The sequence below is a fragment of the Streptomyces sp. ISL-98 genome (assembly GCF_018614055.1).
In the GTDB taxonomy this organism is placed as follows: Bacteria; Actinomycetota; Actinomycetes; order Streptomycetales; family Streptomycetaceae; genus Streptomyces; species Streptomyces spiramyceticus.
Window position 1 is genome coordinate 54,874 of record NZ_JAGGPB010000005.1, and the last position, 20,044, is coordinate 74,917.

General features: G+C 70.2%; 18 protein-coding genes. 12 read left to right on the plus strand and 6 right to left on the minus strand.

Annotated features, from left to right (window positions below):
- Nucleotides 1–107 precede the first annotated feature (107 nt).
- Nucleotides 108–851 (plus strand): calcium-binding protein, encoded by a 744-nt coding sequence (locus tag J7I98_RS05470; RefSeq protein WP_214919378.1) that lies wholly within the window; start codon nucleotides 108–110, stop codon nucleotides 849–851.
- Nucleotides 852–872: 21 nt separating this feature from the next.
- On the opposite strand, the gene J7I98_RS05475 is transcribed toward J7I98_RS05470, so the two are convergent.
- Both J7I98_RS05475 and J7I98_RS05480 read right to left on the minus strand, forming a co-directional pair.
- Nucleotides 873–3,296 carry an HAD-IC family P-type ATPase gene (locus J7I98_RS05475; protein WP_214919380.1) on the minus strand — a complete coding sequence of 808 codons (2,424 nt, stop codon included), beginning with the start codon at nucleotides 3,294–3,296 and terminating at the stop codon, nucleotides 873–875.
- A gap of 30 nt (nucleotides 3,297–3,326) precedes the next feature.
- Nucleotides 3,327–3,623: a DUF2530 domain-containing protein gene (locus J7I98_RS05480; RefSeq protein WP_214919382.1), complete on the minus strand. Its 297-nt coding sequence runs from the start codon at nucleotides 3,621–3,623 to the stop codon at nucleotides 3,327–3,329.
- 127 nt (nucleotides 3,624–3,750) lie between these two features.
- Here J7I98_RS05480 and J7I98_RS05485 point away from each other — a divergent pair, with 127 nt between their 5' ends.
- Nucleotides 3,751–5,208, plus strand: coding sequence for an NCS2 family permease (locus J7I98_RS05485; protein WP_214919389.1), 1,458 nt, complete (start codon nucleotides 3,751–3,753; stop codon nucleotides 5,206–5,208).
- Here the strand turns inward: J7I98_RS05485 and J7I98_RS05490 are convergent.
- Entirely contained in the window at nucleotides 5,201–5,383 is a 183-nt protein-coding gene (locus J7I98_RS05490; protein ID WP_214919391.1) for a ribbon-helix-helix protein, CopG family, read from the minus strand. The two genes, J7I98_RS05485 and J7I98_RS05490, sit on opposite strands and share 8 nt — an antisense overlap.
- A gap of 131 nt (nucleotides 5,384–5,514) precedes the next feature.
- Here J7I98_RS05490 and J7I98_RS05495 point away from each other — a divergent pair, with 131 nt between their 5' ends.
- From J7I98_RS05495 to thpR, 3 genes are read left to right on the plus strand one after another with little or no spacing between them, the layout of a single operon-like run.
- Nucleotides 5,515–5,952 carry a MarR family winged helix-turn-helix transcriptional regulator gene (locus J7I98_RS05495; RefSeq protein ID WP_138898141.1) on the plus strand — a complete coding sequence of 146 codons (438 nt, stop codon included), beginning with the start codon at nucleotides 5,515–5,517 and terminating at the stop codon, nucleotides 5,950–5,952.
- Nucleotides 5,953–5,989: 37 nt separating this feature from the next.
- Nucleotides 5,990–7,309, plus strand: coding sequence for an MFS transporter (locus J7I98_RS05500; protein ID WP_285437993.1), 1,320 nt, complete (start codon nucleotides 5,990–5,992; stop codon nucleotides 7,307–7,309).
- Between the two features lie 45 nt (nucleotides 7,310–7,354).
- Nucleotides 7,355–7,924 carry an RNA 2',3'-cyclic phosphodiesterase gene (gene thpR, locus J7I98_RS05505; protein WP_214919401.1) on the plus strand — a complete coding sequence of 190 codons (570 nt, stop codon included), beginning with the start codon at nucleotides 7,355–7,357 and terminating at the stop codon, nucleotides 7,922–7,924.
- A gap of 159 nt (nucleotides 7,925–8,083) precedes the next feature.
- Here the strand turns inward: thpR and J7I98_RS05510 are convergent, their stop codons facing one another.
- Nucleotides 8,084–9,082 (minus strand): aldo/keto reductase, encoded by a 999-nt coding sequence (locus tag J7I98_RS05510; RefSeq protein ID WP_214919403.1) that lies wholly within the window; start codon nucleotides 9,080–9,082, stop codon nucleotides 8,084–8,086.
- 123 nt (nucleotides 9,083–9,205) lie between these two features.
- Here J7I98_RS05510 and J7I98_RS05515 point away from each other — a divergent pair, with 123 nt between their 5' ends.
- Nucleotides 9,206–10,414, plus strand: a complete 1,209-nt coding sequence (locus tag J7I98_RS05515; protein WP_214919405.1) for an alpha/beta hydrolase — start codon at nucleotides 9,206–9,208, stop codon at nucleotides 10,412–10,414.
- Here J7I98_RS05515 and J7I98_RS05520 read toward each other — a convergent pair.
- On the minus strand, nucleotides 10,392–11,105 hold the full coding sequence (locus J7I98_RS05520; protein ID WP_214919412.1) for a GDSL-type esterase/lipase family protein: 714 nt from the start codon (nucleotides 11,103–11,105) through the stop codon (nucleotides 10,392–10,394). The two genes, J7I98_RS05515 and J7I98_RS05520, sit on opposite strands and share 23 nt — an antisense overlap.
- Nucleotides 11,106–11,163: 58 nt before the next feature.
- On the opposite strand from J7I98_RS05520, the gene J7I98_RS05525 reads away from it, so the two are divergent.
- From J7I98_RS05525 to J7I98_RS05540, 4 genes are all read left to right on the plus strand, one after another.
- A complete protein-coding gene (locus tag J7I98_RS05525) occupies nucleotides 11,164–12,156 on the plus strand; it encodes a WD40 repeat domain-containing protein (RefSeq protein ID WP_214919414.1) in 993 nt (330 codons plus the stop codon).
- A gap of 84 nt (nucleotides 12,157–12,240) precedes the next feature.
- A complete protein-coding gene (locus tag J7I98_RS05530) occupies nucleotides 12,241–12,432 on the plus strand; it encodes a DUF6381 family protein (protein ID WP_214919417.1) in 192 nt (63 codons plus the stop codon).
- 230 nt (nucleotides 12,433–12,662) lie between these two features.
- A complete protein-coding gene (locus J7I98_RS05535; RefSeq protein ID WP_214919424.1) occupies nucleotides 12,663–13,970 on the plus strand; it encodes an ATP-binding protein in 1,308 nt (435 codons plus the stop codon).
- Nucleotides 13,971–14,148: 178 nt separating this feature from the next.
- Complete coding sequence (locus J7I98_RS05540; RefSeq protein WP_214919426.1) at nucleotides 14,149–14,739, plus strand: hypothetical protein; 591 nt, start codon at nucleotides 14,149–14,151, stop codon at nucleotides 14,737–14,739.
- Between the two features lie 121 nt (nucleotides 14,740–14,860).
- Here the strand turns inward: J7I98_RS05540 and serC are convergent, their stop codons facing one another.
- Entirely contained in the window at nucleotides 14,861–15,979 is a 1,119-nt protein-coding gene (serC, locus tag J7I98_RS05545; RefSeq protein ID WP_214919428.1) for a phosphoserine transaminase, read from the minus strand.
- Nucleotides 15,980–16,105: 126 nt separating this feature from the next.
- On the opposite strand from serC, the gene J7I98_RS05550 reads away from it, so the two are divergent.
- Both J7I98_RS05550 and J7I98_RS05555 read left to right on the plus strand, forming a co-directional pair.
- Nucleotides 16,106–18,955: an FAD-binding and (Fe-S)-binding domain-containing protein gene (locus tag J7I98_RS05550; protein WP_214919430.1), complete on the plus strand. Its 2,850-nt coding sequence runs from the start codon at nucleotides 16,106–16,108 to the stop codon at nucleotides 18,953–18,955.
- A 44-nt stretch (nucleotides 18,956–18,999) separates the two neighbouring features.
- Complete coding sequence (locus J7I98_RS05555) at nucleotides 19,000–19,950, plus strand: DMT family transporter (RefSeq protein ID WP_214919432.1); 951 nt, start codon at nucleotides 19,000–19,002, stop codon at nucleotides 19,948–19,950.
- Nucleotides 19,951–20,044: the final 94 nt, after the last annotated feature.

Below are 20,044 nucleotides of genomic sequence, written 5' to 3' on the forward strand. Positions count from 1 at the left end.
GCCACACCGGCTCAAGGCGGCCGCCGTCGCATTTCGCTCAACACACCAAGGTTTCCGCCGGGGGGAGACGCGGCGTGGGACCGATCGCATCAATCGTGGGGAAATTCATGCGCATTCGCACCACTGTGGCCGCCGTTTCCGGCGCCCTGGCTCTGTCCGCTCTCGCCGTCCCGGCCGCCCAGGCGGACGGTGGCCACGGTGACACCGCCATTACCGAGGTCGTCGTCAACGGCGGCAAGAACGTCGTGGTCGGCACCACCGAGGTCAGGACGTTCACCGTCACGGTCACCGCTGCGGACGATTCCGGGATCATCGGGGCCGACCTCACCCTGAACGGCCCGGGCTTCGGCTCGCTGGAGCCCACCGATGTCGACTGCGTGGACAACACCTGCACCGGCACCTTCTCGGTCGACCCCCGCGTCGACCTGGCGTACTCCAACGAGAAGGCCGGCACTTGGTACGTCGACGCCTGGGTCGATGCGGCCGACGGTGACTACGTCTGGAAGCAGAAGTCCGCTTCCTTCAAGCTCCAGCGCCAGTCCACGCTGTCGGCCAACGCCTCCCCGGAGCCGGTCGTGAGGGGCAACACCATCACGGTCACGGGCAAGCTGGCCCGCGCCAACTGGGAGACGTACAAGTACGCGGGCTACACCGGCCAGCCGGTGAAGCTCCAGTTCCGCAAGGCCGGGACCACCACGTACACCACCCTCAAGACGGTGACGTCGAACGGCACCGGCGACCTGAAGTCGACCGTCACCGCCGCGTCCGACGGCTACTGGCGCTACGCGTTCTCGGGTACGACCACCACCCCCGCGATCACCGCGAGCGGTGACTACGTCGACGTGCGCTGAGCACCGGAAGCAGGACTCCCGCTACGCGGGGAAGCGGCGGCCGACCCAGCGCCACACCAGCTCCAGGGCGGCCGCCGCCACCGCCGCCACCCCCACCGCCGTCCACGGCAGCATCGTGCCCATCAGCCTCAGCGCGAAGAAGTCCTGCAGCCACGGCACGACGAGCACGAGCACGAAGCAGAGGCTCATCACGGCCACCAGGCCGACACGCCACCAGGTGTACGGGCGGGCGATGATCGCCAGGACCCAGAGGGACACCAGGAAGAGCGTGAGCGTCGCCACGCTCGTCTCGGAGGACAGGGCGTCCGGGCCCGTGTAGTGCGACCGGGCCAGCAGGTACGTACAGAAGGTCGCGGATGCGGCGATGATGCCGCTCGGGATCGAGTACCGCATCACCCTGCGTACGAAGTGCGGCTGGGCACGCTCCTTGTTGGGCGCCAGCGCCAGGAAGAACGCCGGGACACCGATCGTCAGCGTGGACAGCAGCGTCAAGTGGCGTGGCAGGAACGGGTACTCGACCTGCGAGCAGACCACCAGAATGGCCAGCAGCACGGAGTACACCGTCTTCGTGAGGAAGAGGGTGGCGACCCGGGTGATGTTGCCGATGACCCGGCGGCCCTCGGCGACCACCGACGGCAGCGTCGCGAAGCTGTTGTTGAGCAGGACGATCTGCGCCACGGCCCGCGTCGCCTCCGACCCCGAGCCCATCGCGACGCCGATGTCCGCGTCCTTGAGCGCGAGTACGTCGTTGACGCCGTCGCCCGTCATCGCGACCGTATGGCCCTTCGACTGGAGCGCCGCGACCATTTCGCGCTTCTGATGCGGGGTGACCCGCCCGAAGACCGCGCCCTCGTCCATCGCGTCCGCCATCTCGGCCCGGTCGGAGGGCAGGGTGCGGGCGTCGACGGTGGCGGTGGCGCCCGGCATGTCGAGCTTGGCCGCCACCGCGCCGACCGACACCGCGTTGTCGCCGGAGAGGACCTTCGTGGCGACGTTCTGGTCGGCGAAGTACTGGAGGGTGTCGGCGGCATCGGGACGCAGCCGCTGTTCGAGGACGACCAGGGCGGTGGCGCTGGAGCCGTCCGTGATCTGCGGGTCGTCCAGGTCCTTGCAGATACGGGTGAGCAGCAGGACGCGCAGGCCCTGCCGGTTGAACAGGTCGATCTCGTCGAGGTACGGATCACCGTGCGGCAGCAGCACATCGGGCGCCCCGAGCAGCCAGCTGCTGCTGCGGCCTCCGCCCTCGCTGAAGCTGGCGCCGCTGTACTTGCGGGCGGAGGAGAAGGGCAGCGCCTCGGTGCAGTGCCAGGAGGCGCCGTCCGGGTAGGCCTCCTTGATTGCCAGGAGGCTGGCGTTGGGCCGCGGGTCGGACTCGCCCAGCGCGCCGAGCACGGTGCGTACGTACGCGTCGTCGGCTCCCGAGGCGTTCAGCAGCCGCACCTCGGTGACGTCCATGCCGCCCTCGGTGAGCGTGCCCGTCTTGTCCAGGCACACCACGTCGACCCGCGCGAGGCCCTCGATCGCGGGCAGCTCCTGCACGAGGCACTGCCTGCGGCCGAGCCGGATCACGCCGACCGCGAAGGCCACCGAGGTCAGCAGCACAAGGCCCTCGGGGATCATCGGGACGATGCCGCCGACGGTGCGCGCCACCGAGTTCCTGAAGTCGGTGTCCTTGACGACCAGCTGGCTGATGATGAGGCCGATCGCCGTCGGGACCATGAGCCAGGTCACGAACTTGAGGATCTGGTTGATGCCGCTGCGCAGCTCGGAGTGGACGAGCGTGAAGCGCGACGCCTCCTCGGCGAGCTGGGTGGCGTACGCCTCGCGGCCGACCTTGGTCGCGGTGAACGCGCCGCCGCCCGCGACGACGAAGCTGCCGGACATGACCTGGTCGCCGGGCTGTTTGAGCACCGGGTCGGCCTCGCCGGTGAGGAGCGACTCGTCGATCTCCAGGCTGTCGGTCTCGACGACCTCGCCGTCGACGACGGCCTTGTCGCCGGGGCCCAGCTCGACCAGGTCGCCGAGGACGATCTCGGAGGTGGACACCTCGGCGGACGTCCCGTTGCGGCGGACCTTCGGTTTGGCCTCGCCGATGACGGCGAGTCCGTCGAGGGTCTTCTTGGCGCGCAGTTCCTGGACGATGCCGATGCCGGTGTTGGCGACGATCACGAAGCCGAATAGGCCGTCCTGGATCGGTGCGACGAAGAGCATGATCACCCAGAGGACGCCGATGATGGCGTTGAAGCGGGTGAGGACGTTGGACCTGATGATCTCGGTGGTGGAGCGCGAACTGCGCACCGGTACGTCGTTGACCTCGCCGCGCGCCACCCGCTCGGCGACCTCGGCCGTAGTGAGCCCGGGGACTCTGCGGGCGGTCGGCGGCAATGACATGGGGTGTACGGGATCGAGCTCGGAGCCCGCGTCGATCTCTGCCCGCTGAGTCATGTTTTCGACGGTACGGCGAGATGTGCTGGTTTACCCGTCGAGTGACCCGGACTCAGGGTTCGACTCGGCCGCTTCGGCCGCCTCCGCCTGCGCGCGCTTGATCGCCGACTCGCGCCCGCGCACGTACCAAATACCGATCAGGCCGAGTCCGGCGCCAGCCAGGCAGGTCCATACCCACCACGCCCAGCCGCGGTCGTCGAACCAGCCGTAGAAGGGGAGCTGCACCAGGAAGAGGACGAACCACAGGATCGTGCCGCCGACGATGGTGGCGACCACGGGCCCCTCAAGGGGCTCGGGTGCCTCGTGTTTGGGGGTCCACTTCGCCATGCGGTCAGTCTAGGTGGCGGCGGGCGGGGTCTACGCGCGGAGATGGACGCCCTCTCGTTCATGTGTTCATACTGAAACGGTTTGGCCTTGGCCCGTTTTCTTCGTATGAATCACCAATGAGGACCGCATGAGCACGTCGGCCCCCACCCCCGTGGCCACCGCCCCGAAGCCCGCCCCCCAGGGAACATCCGGACCGCTGGACCGCTTCTTCAGGATCTCCGAGCGGGGTTCCACCGTCGGCCGTGAGATCCGCGGCGGTCTCGCCACCTTCTTCGCGATGGCCTACATCATCGTGCTGAACCCGATCATCCTGGGCAGCGCGAAGGACATGTACGGTCACCAGCTCGACGGCGGCCAGCTGGTCACCGCCACCGTGCTGACCGCGGCGTTCTCCACGCTGCTGATGGGCGTCATCGGCAATGTGCCGATCGCGCTGGCCGCCGGCCTCGGCGTCAACACCGTCGTCGCGCTCCAGCTCGCGCCCCGCATGAGCTGGCCCGACGCGATGGGCATGGTCGTCCTGGCCGGGTTCGTCGTGATGCTGCTCGTCGCGACCGGCCTGCGCGAGCGCGTGATGAGCGCGGTGCCGCTCAGCCTGCGCAAGGGCATCGCCATCGGCATCGGCCTCTTCATCATGCTGATCGGCCTGGTGGACTCCGGTTTCGTCTCCCGGATCCCGGACGCCGCGCAGACCACCGTCCCGCTCCAGCTCGGCGGCGACGGCCACCTCAACGGCTGGCCGGTCCTGGTCTTCGTGCTCGGCGTACTGCTCACGCTCGCGCTGATCGTCCGCAAGGTGCCGGGCGCGATCCTCGTCTCGATCGTCGTGATGACCGTCGTCGCGCTGGTCATCAACGCGGTCGCGGACATCCCGGCCGGCGGATGGGGTCTGACGACGCCCGAGTGGCCCGGCAACCCGGTGGCCTCGCCCGACTTCGGCCTGGTCGGCCAGGTCAGCCTGTTCGGCGGGTTCGAGAAGGTCGGCCTGTTGACCGGTGTCCTCTTCGTCTTCACCGTGCTGCTGTCCTGCTTCTTCGATGCGATGGGGACGATCCTCGGCGTCAGCGACGAGGCCAAGCTGCTGGACGAGAAGGGCAGCTTGCCCGGCGTCAACAAGGTCCTGTTCGTCGACGGCATCGCGGTCGCCGCGGGCGGCGGCACCTCCAGCTCCGCCACCACCTGCTTCGTGGAGTCCACCGCCGGTGTCGGCGAGGGCGCCCGTACGGGCCTCGCGAACATGGTCACCGGTGGCCTCTTCGCCGTCGGCCTCTTCCTGACCCCGCTGGTCACGATGGTGCCTTCGCAGGCCGCCACCCCGGCGCTGCTCGCGGTGGGTTTCCTGATCCTGTCGGGCTCGGTCAAGGACATCGACTGGAGTGATCACACGCTCGCGATTCCGGCGTTCCTGACGATGGTGATGATGCCGTTCACGTACTCGATCACGAATGGCATCGGCATCGGCTTCGTCAGCTTCTGTGTGCTGAGGCTGGCGGCCGGGCGGGGACGCGAGGTGCCGGTGGCGATGTACGCGGTGTCGGCGGTCTTCGCCTTCTACTACCTGATGCCGGCCCTGAACCTCACGTAAGGCCGTAGAACTTCTCTGTTTCGTCGACCGCCGTCTTGAAGCGTTCGTCGAAGTCGTCGCGAATGAGCGTCCGGACCACATAGTCCTGGACGCTCATTCCGCGTTTGGCGGCATGGTCCCGGAGACGGTCGAACAGCTCACCGTCTATCCGCAGGCTGAGCACTGTCGATCCCATGAACAACAGGGTCGCCGGAGTGGGCCCGCCGACGCGTCACTTTCCGGAGCCGGCTCACTCGTACGGGTGAGATGTAACGGGGAGGGATATCCGGCTGGTCTTTAGTGTGGGTAATGAGTTAAGCTAACTACATGCCTGACCTGTCGCACGACGGCAACGCTGCCGCCGTGAACTCCCTGCGCTCCGCCGTCATGCGGCTGGGCCGACGCCTGAAGCATCAGCGCGTCGACGAATCGCTGAGCCCGACCGAGATGTCGGTCCTCGGCACCCTCGCCCGATGCGGTTCCGCCACCCCCGGTGAGCTGGCCCGCAAGGAGCATGTGCAGCCGCCCTCGATGACCCGCATCGTGGCGCTGCTCGAAGCCAAGGGGCTGGTCAGGCTGGAGCCGCACCCCGACGACCGCCGGCAGAAGGTGGTCAGCCAGACCGAAACCGCCGAGGCGATGCTCGAAGAGAGCCGCCGCAAGCGCAACGCCTGGCTGGCCGGACTCGCCGAAGGCCTGGACGAGGACGAGTGGGCGAAGCTGCGTGCCGCCGCCCCGGTCCTGGAGAAGCTCGCACACCTCTGACCCAGCAACCCGCGCGCCGCCGAGGAGGCGAACCTTTTTGAGTACGGGACCCGGAGCAGACTCCGCACCCGCACCGACCGCACCTACTTCCATGTTCAGCTCGCTCAAGATCCGTAACTACCGGCTCTTCGCAAGCGGGCAAGTCGTTTCCAACACCGGCACCTGGATGCAGCGCATCGCCCAGGACTGGCTGGTCCTTTCCCTCACCGGATCGGCCTCCGCCGTCGGCATCACCATCGCGCTGCAATTCCTGCCGATGCTGCTCTTCGGTCTGTACGGCGGCGTGCTCGCCGACCGGCTGCGCAAGCGGCCCCTGCTGCTCACCACTCAGTCCGCGATGGGCCTCACCGGCCTGGCGCTGGCCGCCCTCACCCTGACCGGACACGTCGAGGTCTGGCACGTCTACGCCACCGCGTTCCTCACCGGACTCGTCACCGTCGTCGACAACCCGGCCCGGCAGGCCTTCGTCGTCGAGATGGTCGGCCCCAAGGACCTCCAGAACGCGGTCAGCCTCAACTCCGCCAACTTCCAGTCCGCACGCCTCGTCGGCCCCGCCGTCGCCGGTCTGCTGATCACGGCCGTCGGCAGCGGCTACGCGTTCCTGTTCAACGGCCTCTCCTTCGTCGCGCCCGTTCTCGGGCTGCTGATGATGCGTACGTCCGAGCTCCACAAGGTCGAGCGCGCGCCGCGCGGCAAGGGCCAGCTGCGGGAAGGCCTGAAGTACGTCTCCGCGCACCCCGAGCTGATCTGGCCCATCGTGCTCGTCGGCTTCATCGGCACCTTCGGCTTCAACTTCCCGATCTGGCTCTCCGCCTTCGTCGACGACGTCTTCCAGGGCGGCCCCGGCATGTACGGCTGGCTCAACACCCTGATGGCCGCCGGATCACTGGCGGGCGCCCTGCTCGCCGCCCGTCGCGGCACGTCGAGGCTGCGCCTGCTGGTGGGCGCGGCGGTGGCCTTCGGAATCCTGGAGATCGTGGCCTCTGCTGCACCGTCCTTCTGGATCTTCGCGGCGCTGCTGGTGCCGATCGGGATGTTCGGCCTGACGGTCAATGTCACGGCGAATTCCAGCGTGCAGATGGCCACGGACCCCGCCATGCGCGGCCGGGTGATGAGCCTGTTCATGATGGTCTTCACGGGCGGTACGCCGCTGGGCGCCCCGCTCTTCGGCTGGATCACCGACACGTACGGCGCCCGGATCGGCTTCGCCGCGGGCGGCGTCATCTCCGCCCTGGCAGCCCTCACCGTGGGCCTGGTACTGGCCCGCCTCGGCGGCCTGCGCCTGAAGGTCGACATGCGCCGCGGCCACCAGCACGTGCGCTTCGTACCGCGCGAACAACTCGCAACGGCAGCATGACGGGCGGCGGCCACAGATGATCAGCGCGTACCGGAAACTGGTCGCATGAGACTCTTCGCCGCCGTCCTTCCGCCCGATCCGGCCATAGACGAACTCGGCCTCGCCGTAGACCGGCTGCACGCCCTGCCCGGCGCGGACGAACTGCGCTGGACCGGGCGGCCCGGATGGCACTTCACCCTCGCCTTCATGGGCGAGGTCGACGAGGACCTCCTGCCCGATCTGACGCGGCGGCTCGGGCGGGCCGCCGCCCGCCAGGACTCCTTCCCGCTGCGCCTCCACGCCGGCGGCCGCTTCGGGCAGCGGGCGCTGTGGGTCGGGGCCGCCGGTGGGATCGACGACATGCGGCGCCTCGCGGAGAGGGCGGACGCGGCGGCCCGGCGGGCCGGGGTGGCGATGGAGGAGCACCGGGCGTACAAGGCGCACCTGACCATCGCCCGCACCCGGCCGGGCACCTCCACGGACCTGCGGCCGTACGTCGACGCGCTCGCCTGCTTCGAGGGCGCGGCGTGGACGGTGGGGGAGCTCGCGCTCGTACGCAGCAACCTGCCGGGCGGCGGCGTACTCGGCAAAAAGCCCCGCTACGAGACGGTCGCCTCCTGGCCGCTGGGGCACTGACACAGGCCGCAGTCCCGGCCGGTTACGCTCGACACGTGAATCCTAAAATCCGAAACCAGATCATGGCCGGTGTACTCGTGCTGATGTTTGCAGTCGTCGCCGTGGCGGCCGCGGTCGGCGGCTGACCGACCGACCGCAGCCGTCAGAACCAACGGGCGACTACCAGGCGAAGGCCTCCGGAGACGGGCCGGGCCCCGGGAAGATCTCGTCCAGCGAACTCAGCACCTCCTCCGCCAGCTCCAGCTCGACCGCGCGCAACGCCGACGCCAGCTGGTCCGCCGTGCGCGGCCCGACGATCGGCCCCGTCACACCGGGCCGGGTCAGCAGCCAGGCCAGCGCCACTTCGCCCGGCGCGAGCCCGTGCTTGTCGAGCAGGTCCTCGTACGCCTGCACCTGCTCCCGCACCTCGGTGCGGGCCAGCGCCGCCGCCGACCGCCCGGCCTGCGAGCGCGCCGCCCCGCCCTCGCGCTCCTTGCGGAGTACGCCGCCGAGCAGCCCGCCGTGCAGCGGCGACCACGGGACCACCCCGAGGCCGTACTCGCGCGCCGCCGGGATGACCTCCATCTCCGCGCGGCGCTCGGCCAGGTTGTACAGACACTGCTCGCTGACCAGGCCGTACGACCCGAGCCGCCGCGCCGTCTCATTGGCGCGGGCGATGTGCCAGCCCGCGAAGTTCGACGACCCGGCGTAGAGGATCTTGCCCTGCTGGATCAGGACGTCGACGGCCTGCCAGATCTCCTCGAACGGTGTGTGCCGGTCGACGTGGTGGAACTGGTAGATGTCGATGTAGTCGGTCTTCAGCCGCTTGAGGCTGGCGTCGACCGACCGCCGGATGTTGAGGGCGGAGAGCCGGTCGTGGTTGGGCCACGGAGGCGTGTCGTCCAGCGACATGTTGGCGTACACCTTGGTGGCGAGGACCGTCTTGTCCCGACGGCCGCCGCCCTGCGCGAACCAGGAGCCGATGATCTCCTCGGTACGCCCCTTGTTGGCGCCCCATCCGTAGGCGTTGGCGGTGTCGAAGTAGTTGACGCCCGCGCCCAGGGCGGCGTCCATGATCGTGTGGCTGTCGGCCTCGTCGGTCTGTGGCCCGAAGTTCATCGTCCCGAGAACGAGCCGGCTGACTTTGAGTCCCGTGCGTCCGAGCTGCGTGTACTTCATGGGAAACAAGCCAACGCCTTCGAGCGCGCTCGAAGCAAGTGACATGGCTGGCTCGCACTGCCCCGCACGGGAGTTGACTTTCGTCAGGGGCGCTCGGGGGGTGGCATTGCCTACCGTCGGCCCATGGTCATTCGACGACGTACCGCAGCCGCCATACTCGCGCTCAGCCTGTCTCTGCCGATCGTGCCGATCGCTTCGGCAGGGACGGCGTTGGCAGACGCCCCCGGCCCGGCCGCCTCCGCCGCAGTCACCCAGCAGCTCGAACTGCCGCGCCCCACCGGCCCGTACGCCACCGGCCGCCAGACCCTGCACCTCGTCGACACAAGCCGGCGCGACCCGTGGGTGCCGTCGGCCGGGGCGCGGGAGCTGATGGTCTCGATGTACTACCCGGCCCGCCCCCGGACCGGCGGGAACGTCGCGCCGTACATGACGACGGAAGAGGCCCGGCTGCTGCTGGAGAGCCAGGGGTACGGGGGTGTCTTCCCGCCCGAGCTGCTCAGCGGCACCCGCGCGACCGCGCGTACGGACGCCCGTCCCGTGCCGGGCAGGCATCCGCTGGTCGTGCTGTCGCCCGGGTTCTCGGTGCACCGCGCCACTCTCACGCTCCTCAGCGAGGAGCTGGCCGCGCGCGGTTACGTCGTGGCCCTGATCGACCACGCCTACGAGTCGGTCGGCACGGCCTTCCCCGGCGGGCGCACGCTCACCTGCGTCGCATGCGACACCATCAACGCGCTGCCCAAGGGGGAGAAGAGCAAGGCGGCCCTGGCCGGCGTCGCCAACGGGCGGGCGGCCGACGTCTCCTTCGTCCTCGACCGGCTGACCGGCCGTCAACCCGCCTGGAAGAACGCCGGAATCATCGACCGCAAGCGGATCGGGATGGCCGGGCACTCCATCGGCGGCAACAGCGCCGCCCGCGCCATGGCGTCCGACAGCCGGATACGGGCGGGGGTGAACATGGACGGCACCTTCTTCGCCCCCGTGCCGGCCGACGGCCTCGACGGCCGTCCGTTCATGATGCTCGGCACCGATGCGGGCCACCGCCCCGACAGCAAGGACACGAGCTGGGGCGAGGGATGGGAGCGCCTGGACGGGTGGAAGCGGTGGCTGACCGTGGCCGGTTCCGGTCACTTCACCTTCATTGATTTCCCGGTCCTGGGCGCGCAGTTGGGCCTGTCCCACCCCGACGCTCCGCTGTCCGGCCAGCGGTCGGGCGAGATCACCCGGGACTACGTCGGCGCGTTCTTCGACCAGCACCTGCGCGGGATGCGGCAGCCGCTGCTGGACGGTCCCACGCCAGCCAATCCGGAGGTCAATTTCCAGTTCCGGCGCTGACGCGGCAGCCGTCGCCGGAGTACGGCCCGCCCACGCCCCACGCCACGTACATCGCGTCGGCGAAAGCCGCCGCCAGTTTGTGCTCGCCCGTGGGGCCGGGGTGGGTGCCGTCGTACGTGTCCTGGTGGATGTCGTACGTCGCGTGGGGCGAGACCAGGAGCAGGGGCGAGGCGGCGGTGTCGAGGTTGGCCACCGCCTTCGCCAGCAGCTCGTTGAAGCGGTCGCACTCGGCGGCGAAGGGGGCGTCCGACTCGGCCCTGACGTTGGGTATGACCGGGTGGATCGCGATGCGGACGCGAGGGTTGGCGGCGCGGGCCTCGGCAATGAAGAGTTCGGCGTTGTCGGCGGTCTGCGCCGAGTCCGTGTAGAAGCCGAGGTCAATCAGGCCGAGGGAGACGAGGAGCGTGTCCGCCCGTGTCGAGGCCACCGTCTCCCGGATCAGCGGGGCCATGTGCAGCCAGCCCTCGCCCCAGCCCGCCAGGTGACGGCGGGCGTGCTCGGGGAAGGCCGGGTCGCCGTAGTCGCAGGAGACCGGGGCGTCCGCGAAGGTGTCGTACAACTCGGTACGGGGGCCGGTGATCCCGAACGGGCCGCCGAAGGACGCCGACAGGTGCTGCCACATGCGGTAGCGCCAGGTGAAGTCGCCGGCGCGCCCGATGGTCATGGAATCGCCGACGAACAAGAAGCGCATTGCGTCATCATCCCGGATCGGTGCGGTGCTCAACCACGTGATGATGAACACTTGGGCCATGCGTTCGCTCTCGTACGTCGTCGCCCCCGGTGCCGCCGCCCTTGTCCTGCTCGCGGCCGGTACGGCCGTCGCCGACGACGGCTTCACGATCAAGGACCGGCGGATCACCGAATCCAGCGGGCTCGCCGCCAGCCGCACCCACCCGGGCATCTACTGGACGCACAACGACAGCGACGACGGGGCGTACATCTACGCCGTGGACTCCAGGACCGGCGAGACGGTGGCGACCCTCACCATGCGCGGGGTCGGGGCGCCGCGCGACGTGGAGGGGATCTCGATCGGGGCCGACGGGAATATGTACGTCGGCGACATCGGCGACAACCTCGACGGGAGCTGGAGCCATGTGTGGATCTACCGCTTCCCCGAGCCGAAGAAGCTGGCGGACAGGGCCGTCGACGCGACGCAGTTCACCGTCAAGTACGCCGACGGGGCGCGCAACGCCGAGGCGCTGATGGTGCATCCGAAAACCGGCCGGGTCTACATAGCCAGCAAGAACGAGGACGGCGGCGGGCTGTACGAAGGGCCCGCGCAGTTGTCGGCGCGCGGCACGAATGTCTTCCGGCGGATCGACGACGTGCCGTGGGTGACGGACGGGGCGTTCTCGCCGGACGGGGAGGAGCTGACGCTGCGTTCGTACTTCAGCGCCCGTGCGTACGCCTGGAAGGGCGGGAGGCTGGGGGCGGACCGGCGGGTGCGGGCTCCTCTCATGGGGCAGGCCGAGTCGGTGACGTACACGGCCGACGGATCGGCGCTGATGTTCGGCTCGGAGGGGGCGGGCAGCAGTGTCGCGAAGGTGGACGTGGAGGGGAAGGGACAGGGCGGTGACGAGCCCGGGGGGAAGTCGCCCTCCGAGTCGGGGGGCGGTTCGCCGGGTGCCGACGACGGAGACGGCGGAGGCGACGGCGGCGGCAAGGTCACGCTGGGGCTGGTCGTCCTTGGGGGAGCGGTTGTCGTGTTCGCCGGCCTGAAACGGCTGTTGCGGCGTTCGTAACGGACGGTGACGTTTCGAGATGCGAGAGTAACCGGGCCCTGGTTCGCTGAATGTGCCCGCTCTCCCTAGCGTCAAGGAGTGACGATGAGCGTTGCAGGCGAAACTGGCGGCCGGTCGCAGCAGATGCGCGAGAAGGCCAGGCAGCTGAACGAGGCCGCGGACCGCGCGACCGACCCCCAGGAGCGTCAGAAGCTCCAGGAGAAGGCTCGCCGCCTCATGGAGCAGAGCCAGCAGGAGCGCCCGATGGGCACGCAGGAGCAGTTCCCGCCTGAGTAACCCCACCTGGGTAACCCCACCTGGTAGGCGATGGCCCCCCGTACCGCGCAGGCGGACCGGGGGCCATCGGCCGTTACAGGGCCCTGGCTACAGACGGAACGGCGGAGTTTCGGCCGTGGCTTGTGCACTGTGGAGAAGGGCCCCGCCCTACCCCCGCCCCTAGCCTCACCCGAACCGGTAACCGGATCAGGAAACCGGAACCGGTACGGCACGAACGAGGGGCGGCAATCGTGAACTGGCTCATCCACGACTACCGCGAGAGCGATCTCGCGGCAGTGGTCCACCTGATCGACACCACGGCCGAGCTCGGGCAGGAGTCCGTCTTCTCGCTCGCCGAATGCATCGGAGCGCTCACCTCGCGCCAGCCCGCCGTCGTCGCCGTCCACCAGGGCGTCCCCATCGGTACGGCGCTGGGGTGCGTGGCCGGTGAGCGCGGCTGGGTGATGCGTATCGCCATCTCGTCGGCCTGGCGCGGCCGGGGCCTGGCGAGCGCCCTCCTGATGGAGCTGGAGCGACGGCTCGTCGCCGCGCGGGTGGGCCGTATCGCCTACGTCCTGCCCGAGGAGGACCTGCTCGGCGAAGGACTGCTCAACGCGGGCTACACGCGGCAGCCCGCCGTGGCGTACTTCGAGAAGGTCGAGCCGCTCCACGGCCCCGCCGCCAGCCTCCTGGAGGACCTCGGCGGACGCTTCCTGCCGAACGACCTGTGGGCCAAGGTCGCCGGCATGGAGGCGGAGAAGGACCTGATCGAGCGGCGCGTCGTACTGCCGCTGGCGGAGCCGGAGCGGGCCGCCAGGCACGGGGTCAGGCCGCCGCGGGCCGTCGCCCTGTTCGGCCCGCCCGGAACGGGCAAGACGACATTCGCCCGGGGCATCGCCTCCAAGCTGGGCTGGCCGTTCGTGGAGCTGCTGCCCTCCCGGCTGGCGGACGAGGGGAACCTCGCCGCGGCACTGCGCAGCGCGTTCGCCCGGATCGCGGAGCTGGAGCGGGTCCTTGTCTTCATCGACGAGGTCGAGGAGATCGCTCCGGTACGCACCGAGCCCGCGCAGCCCGGCGGGATGCACGGGGTGACCAATGAGCTGCTCAAGCTCATACCGGGCTTCCGGGAGCGGGACGAGCGTCTGCTGGTGTGCGCGACCAACTCCGTCCGGTCGCTCGATCCGGCGTTCCTGCGCCCCGGCAGGTTCGACTACGTGATCCCGATCGGCACCCCGGACGCGGCGGCGCGGGCCGCGATCTGGTCGCGGTACACCGAGGGCCGGGCGGACGTGGATGTGGCGGTCCTGGTGGAAGCCACGGAACTGTTCACCCCGGCCGACATCGAGCACGCGGCCCGTATCGCAGCGCAGTGCGCTTTCGAGCGGGACCTGGAGGAGGCCGGGGCGTCGTCCGGGCCTGCGGCCGGGCTCAGGGATCAGCGGGAGCTCGGCGCGACCACCAAGGACTACCTGGCGGCCGTCGCCCAGTGCCGGCCGACGGTGACGCCGGCCATGATCGATCAGTTCGGCGCGGACATCACCGCCCACGCCCGGTTCTGAGCGGATCGGCCATCGGTGTCAAAATGGGATGAACCGTGAAGGCTCGGGGATGCCCTCGTAGGAGGCCACGATGGTGGCAGCGTCGCAGAGCGTAGAAGCCCCTCCGCACAGGGACCTGTGGCCCGGGATCGCCGGGATCGTGTCCGCAGGGCTTCTGATTGCCGGACATGTGCTGTGGATGCGTACGCCCGACACCGAGGGGCGGGACGCGATCCAGGACGTCGTGACCTTCTATGCGAAGGACAGCAACCAGGGCCTGGCGGAAGCGGCGGCGCTGATGCTGCTCGCGTCGAGCCTGCTGTTCATGTTCTTCCTGGTCGCGCTGGCCCGTCTGGCGGGCAACCGTTCGCACCTCGTGCTGGTGGGCGGAACGGTGTTCGCCGTGTTGATCATGGTCGCGGCGATCGCCGGAAACATGTACGCGATCACGGCCACCCATTCCGACGTGTTCCTCGTAGGCCCGGGGACGGCGCTCATCGCGATCCTGCTGCTGGACGTGTCGTACGGCGCGCTCATCGGGGCGATGGCCGGTGCGGCGGTGCTGCTGTTCGCGCTCTGGCGCGTGTCGCGCGATTCGCACGCCGTCTCCGGCGTGCCGGGGTGGCTCGGCTGGTTCGGGTTCGTGGTCGCGATCCTGTCGCTGACAGGGCCGTTCGGTGCATGGGTCACGCCGCTGCTGATGGCGCTGTGGATGCTGGCGGCGGGCGTGGTGCTGATCATCAAGGCGCGGGAGAGGGAAGAGGCCGAGGCGCAGGCGGCTCCTGCTTGACGCAGCTCTCGCACCGCTCGGCCCCGGGTCCCGTGCGCGGGGCTTTCGCCCCTCACGCCGGTGGGGCCCCGGCATCCCAATGCCGGGGCCCCACCGAACGCAACCTGCCGAGCAGCAACCGCTAAAGCTTCTCGATCACGTAATCGACGCACGCTGTCAGCGCCTCGACATCCGCCGGATCGATCGCCGGGAACATCGCGATCCGCAACTGGTTGCGACCCAGCTTCCGGTACGGCTCCGTGTCGACAATGCCATTCGCGCGCAGCACCTTCGCGATGGCCGAAGCGTCGATCTCGTCCGCGAAGTCGATCGTGCCGATGACCTGCGACCGCTTCGCCGGGTCCGTGACGAACGGAGTTGCGTACGAAGCCTTGTCGGCCCACGTGTACAGACGGCGCGAAGAGTCCGCAGTGCGGGCCGTCGACCACTCCAGGCCGCCCTGGCCGTTGATCCACTCCAGCTGCTCGTTGAGCAGGAAGAGCGTCGAGAGCGCCGGGGTGTTGTACGTCTGGTTCTTGAGGGAGTTGTCGATCGCCGTCGGCAGCGAGAAGAACTCCGGGACGTGGCGGCCGGAACCGTGGATCCGGGCCGCGCGCTCCAGGGCCGCCGGGGAGAACACCGCGAGCCACAGGCCGCCGTCGGAGGCGAAGGACTTCTGCGGGGCGAAGTAGTAGACGTCGGTCTCGGTGATGTCGACCGGCAGGCCGCCCGCACCGGACGTCGCGTCGACGAGGACCAGCGAGCCCTCGTCCGCGCCCGCGACGCGCTTGATCGGGGCCGCGACACCGGTCGAGGTCTCGTTGTGGGTGTAGGCGTAGACGTCCACACCCGCCTCCGCGACCGGGTCCGGGTGCGTGCCCGGGTCGGAGGAGATGACGCTCGGGTCGGCCAGCCAGGGCGCGAGCTTCGCGGCCTTGGCGAACTTCGACGAGAACTCGCCGAAGGTCAGGTGCTGGGACTTCGACTCGATCAGGCCGTGGGTCGCGATGTCCCAGAAGGCGGTGGAGCCGCCGTTGCCCAGGATCACCTCGTAACCCTCGGGAAGGGAGAAGAGGTTGCGTACGCCGTCACGCACCGAGCCGACCAGGTTCTTGACCGGGGCCTGGCGGTGGGACGTGCCGAGGAGGGATGTGCCGGTCGCGGCCAGGGCGTCCAGCGCCTCCGTACGCACTTTGGAGGGGCCCGCGCCGAAACGGCCGTCGGCGGGCTTCATGTCAGCGGGAATCTGGATCTCAGCCACGAGCCGGAGCGTAGCGGGTCGGGAGAGGTGCCGGAGACGTGTGTCCGCCGGATGAGACGTGCGCTCCGGCGGGTGAGACGGCCGGATACGAGGTGAGGCGAAGGCCCCGGGGGCATCCTGTAGTGCATGGCTGAAAAGCGGGACGACACGGCAGCTCTGGCACGTGAGCTGAACCAGGCCGTACGCGGAGAGGTCGCCTTCGACGCCGCGGCCCGCGCCCTCATGACCATGGACGCCTCCAACTACCGGCGCGTCCCGCTCGGCGTCGTCGCACCGCGCGACGCCGACGACGTGGCCGCCGCCCTCGCCGTCTGCCGGGCGCACGGGGTGCCTGTCGTGCCGCGCGGAGGCGGGACGTCGATCGCGGGACAGGCGACAGGTACGGGCGTCGTCCTCGACTTCACCCGCCACATGCGGACCATCGTTGACCTGGACCCGGCGTCCCGAACCGCCGTGGTCCAGCCGGGTGTCGTCCTCGACGACCTGCGGGCGGCGGCCGGTGCGCACGGCCTGACCTTCGGTCCCGACCCGTCCACGCACAGCCGCTGCACGCTCGGCGGAATGATCGGCAACAACTCGTGCGGTTCGCACTCGGTCGCCTGGGGAACGACCGCCGACAATGTCCGCCGCCTGTCGGTCGTCAGTTACGGAGGCGATCTCCTGCATCTGAGGGAGGGGTGGGAAGGGGCGCCCGAAGGACTGCGCACCCTGGTGGACAGCAACCTCGCCCTCCTGCGCACCGGATTCCCCGAACTGCCCCGCCGTATCTCCGGATACGCCATGGACGCCCTGCTCCCCGAGAAGGGCGTCGACCTGGCCCGCGCGTTCTGCGGCAGCGAAGGCACCCTCGGCGTGCTGACCGAGGCGACCGTACGGCTGGTGGAAGCGCCCCGTGCACGGGCGCTGGCCGTGCTCGGTTACGCCGGTGAGAGCGCCGCCGCCGAAGCCGCGCCCACCCTCCTCCCGTACGGGCCGCTGACCGTCGAAGGCATGGCCGAGGACCTGGTGCCCGCCCAGGAGCGGGCGCTGCTGCCGCGCGGCACCGCCTGGCTCTTCGTGGAGATGGGCGGAGACTCGCCGGCCGAAGCCCGCTCTCACGCCGAACAGTTGGTCAAGGCGGCCCAGGCACTGGACGGCGCGGTCGTCACCGACGCGGCGGGACAGCGCGCCCTGTGGCGCATCCGCGAGGACGCCAGCGGCACGGCGACACGGATGCCCGACGGGAGCGAGGCGTGGCCGGGGTGGGAGGACTGCGCCGTACCGCCCGCCCGGCTGGGCCCCTACCTGCGCGACTTCAGGGCCCTGCTCGCCGAGCACGGCCTGCGCGGTACGCCGTACGGCCACTTCGGCGACGGCTGTATCCACGTCCGTATCGACTTCGACCTGCTCAGCGAAATCGGCGTACGGCGGTTCCGGAACTTCTCGCAGGAGCAGGCGGAACTCGTCGTCGCGCACGGCGGATCGCTCTCCGGCGAACACGGCGACGGCCAGGCGCGCGCCGAGCTGCTGCCCAAGATGTACGGCGACGAGCTCGTCGCCCTCTTCGGCCGCTTCAAGGACGTGTGGGACCCGGCCGGCGGCATGAACCCGGGCATGCTGGCCCGCCCCGCCCGGCTGGACGAGAACCTCCGCTTCGCCGTCCTCCCCAAGAAGCCCGTCGACGTCGTCTTCGGCTACCCCCACGACGACGGCGACTTCTCGGCCGCCGTACGCCGCTGCGTGGGCGTGGCCAAGTGCCGCACCGAATCGGCGGCCGGTCCCGGCGTCATGTGCCCCTCCTTCCGCGCCACGGGCGACGAACAGCACTCCACGCGCGGCCGGGCCCGCCTGCTGCACGAAATGCTCGCGGGCGAAGTCGTCACCGACGGTTGGAGGTCGGAGGAGGTACGGGGCGCCCTGGACCTGTGCCTGTCCTGCAAGGGGTGCAGGACCGACTGTCCGGTCGGCGTCGACATGGCGACGTACAAGGCGGAATTCCTGCACCACCACTACAAGGGGCGGTTGCGCCCCGCCGCCCACTACGCCATGGGATGGCTGCCCCTGTGGCTGCGCGCGGCGGCCCCCTTCGCCCGCGTACTGGGCCCCGCCGCCCGGGTACGGCCGCTCGCCGCCGTCGCCAAGCGCCTGGGCGGCATCGCGCCGGAACGGGACCTGCCGAGCCCGGCGCCCAGGACGCTCAGGGCCTGGTGGCGCGCCCGGAACAGGAGCCGGGACGGTGGCGGCGGTGTGCCGGCCGGTTCGACGACCGTCGTCCTGTGGCCCGACACCTTCACCAACCACCTCTCTCCGGACGTCGGCCGGGCCGCCGTGCGCGTGCTCGAAGCGGCCGGGCTGCGGGTCGCGATGCCCCCGCAGCAGCTGTGCTGCGGGCTGACGTACGTGTCGACCGGACAGCTCGACCGGGCCCGCGCCGTCATGCGCCGCACCCTGGACGGCATGGAACGGGCCGCCGGACTGCCCCTCGTGGTCCTGGAGCCGAGCTGCGCGGCCGCGCTCAAGGCCGACCTCCCCGAGCTGCTCCCCGACGACCCGAGGGCCGCCGCCCTCGCCCGGTCCGTACGGACCTTCGCCCAGGTCCTTGAGGAGTACGCCCCGCACTGGCAGCCGCCGAGGATCGACCGCCCCGTGGCCGGCCAGACGCACTGCCACCAGCACGCGATCCTCGGCGACGGCGCGGAACAGCGCCTGCGCGAGCGCGCGGGCCTTACGGGTGGCCTGAGCGGCGGCTGCTGCGGCCTGGCCGGGAACTTCGGCTTCGAGCGCGGCCACTACGACGTGTCGGTGGCCTGCGCGGAGGAGCAGCTGCTGCCGTCGGTACGGGAGGCGGCGGAGGGGACGGAGCTCCTGGCGGACGGTTTTTCGTGCCGTACGCAGCTGGAGCAGCTGGCGGGACGGCGGGCCAGGCACCTGGCGGAGGTGCTGGCGGAGGCGCTGGAAGACGGGCCGATGGAGGGGCCGGAAGCGGAGCGCTGGTAATGGGTGTGGACGGGTGACGGTCCTGTTCCCCTTAACGTGGACGTATGGACCAGCCCACCTCTGCCGCCCCAGCCCGCACCACCGCCCCCGAGATACCGGGGGCTGCCGCACCCGCGCCCGCCCGTACGGCGGGCATCGGTGCCCGGCTCGGGCCGGTCGCGATGGTGGTGGCGGGGGGCCTTTCCGTGCAGTTCGGGTCGGCTGTCGCCGTCACGCTGATGCCCCGCACGGGCGCGGCGGGCGTCGTCGCCGTACGGCTCGCCGTCGCGGCCGTGATCCTGCTCGTCGTGTGCCGCCCCCGGGTGCGCGGTTACGCCCGCGCCGACTGGGGCACCATCGGCGCCTTCGGGCTCGCGATGGCCGGCATGAACGGCCTCTTTTACCAGTCGCTGGACCGGCTCCCGCTGGGCGTCGCCGTGACCCTGGAGGTGCTCGGTCCGCTCGCCCTCTCGGTGTTCGCGTCCCGGCGCGCTATGAGCGTCGTATGGGCCGCGCTGGCCCTGGGCGGGGTCGCGCTGCTCAGTGGCGGCGGCTTCGACCGGCTGGATCCGGTCGGCGCCGCCTACGCGCTCGGGGCGGGCGGTTGCTGGGCGGCGTACATCCTCTTCAGCGCGCGGACCGGGCGCCGGTTCCCGCAGGCGGACGGGCTGGCGCTCGCGATGGCGGTGGCGGCGGTGCTGAGCCTGCCGCTCGGGCTCGCCGAGTCGGGCACGAAGCTGTTCGAGCCGATGACGCTGGCCCTGGGAGCGGCGGTCGCCCTGCTGTCGTCCGTGCTGCCCTACACGCTGGAGCTGCTGGCGCTGCGCCGGCTGCCTGCCGCGACGTTCGCCGTACTGATGAGCCTGGAACCGGCCATCGCGGCCGTCGCCGGCTTCCTGGTCCTGAGCCAGGCCCTCTCGACGACCGACGCGCTGGCGATCGCGCTGGTCATCGGCGCGAGCATGGGCGCGGTGCGGAGCCAGTCGCGTCAGCGGCGGCGCAAGCCCCTCCAATAAGGCGCAAGCCCCTCCAACAAACAGCCGCAAGCGCTGAAATAAACAATGCAAGCACGCTTGCTTGTTTCTCGGAGGGCTGCCATGCTCCCGGACA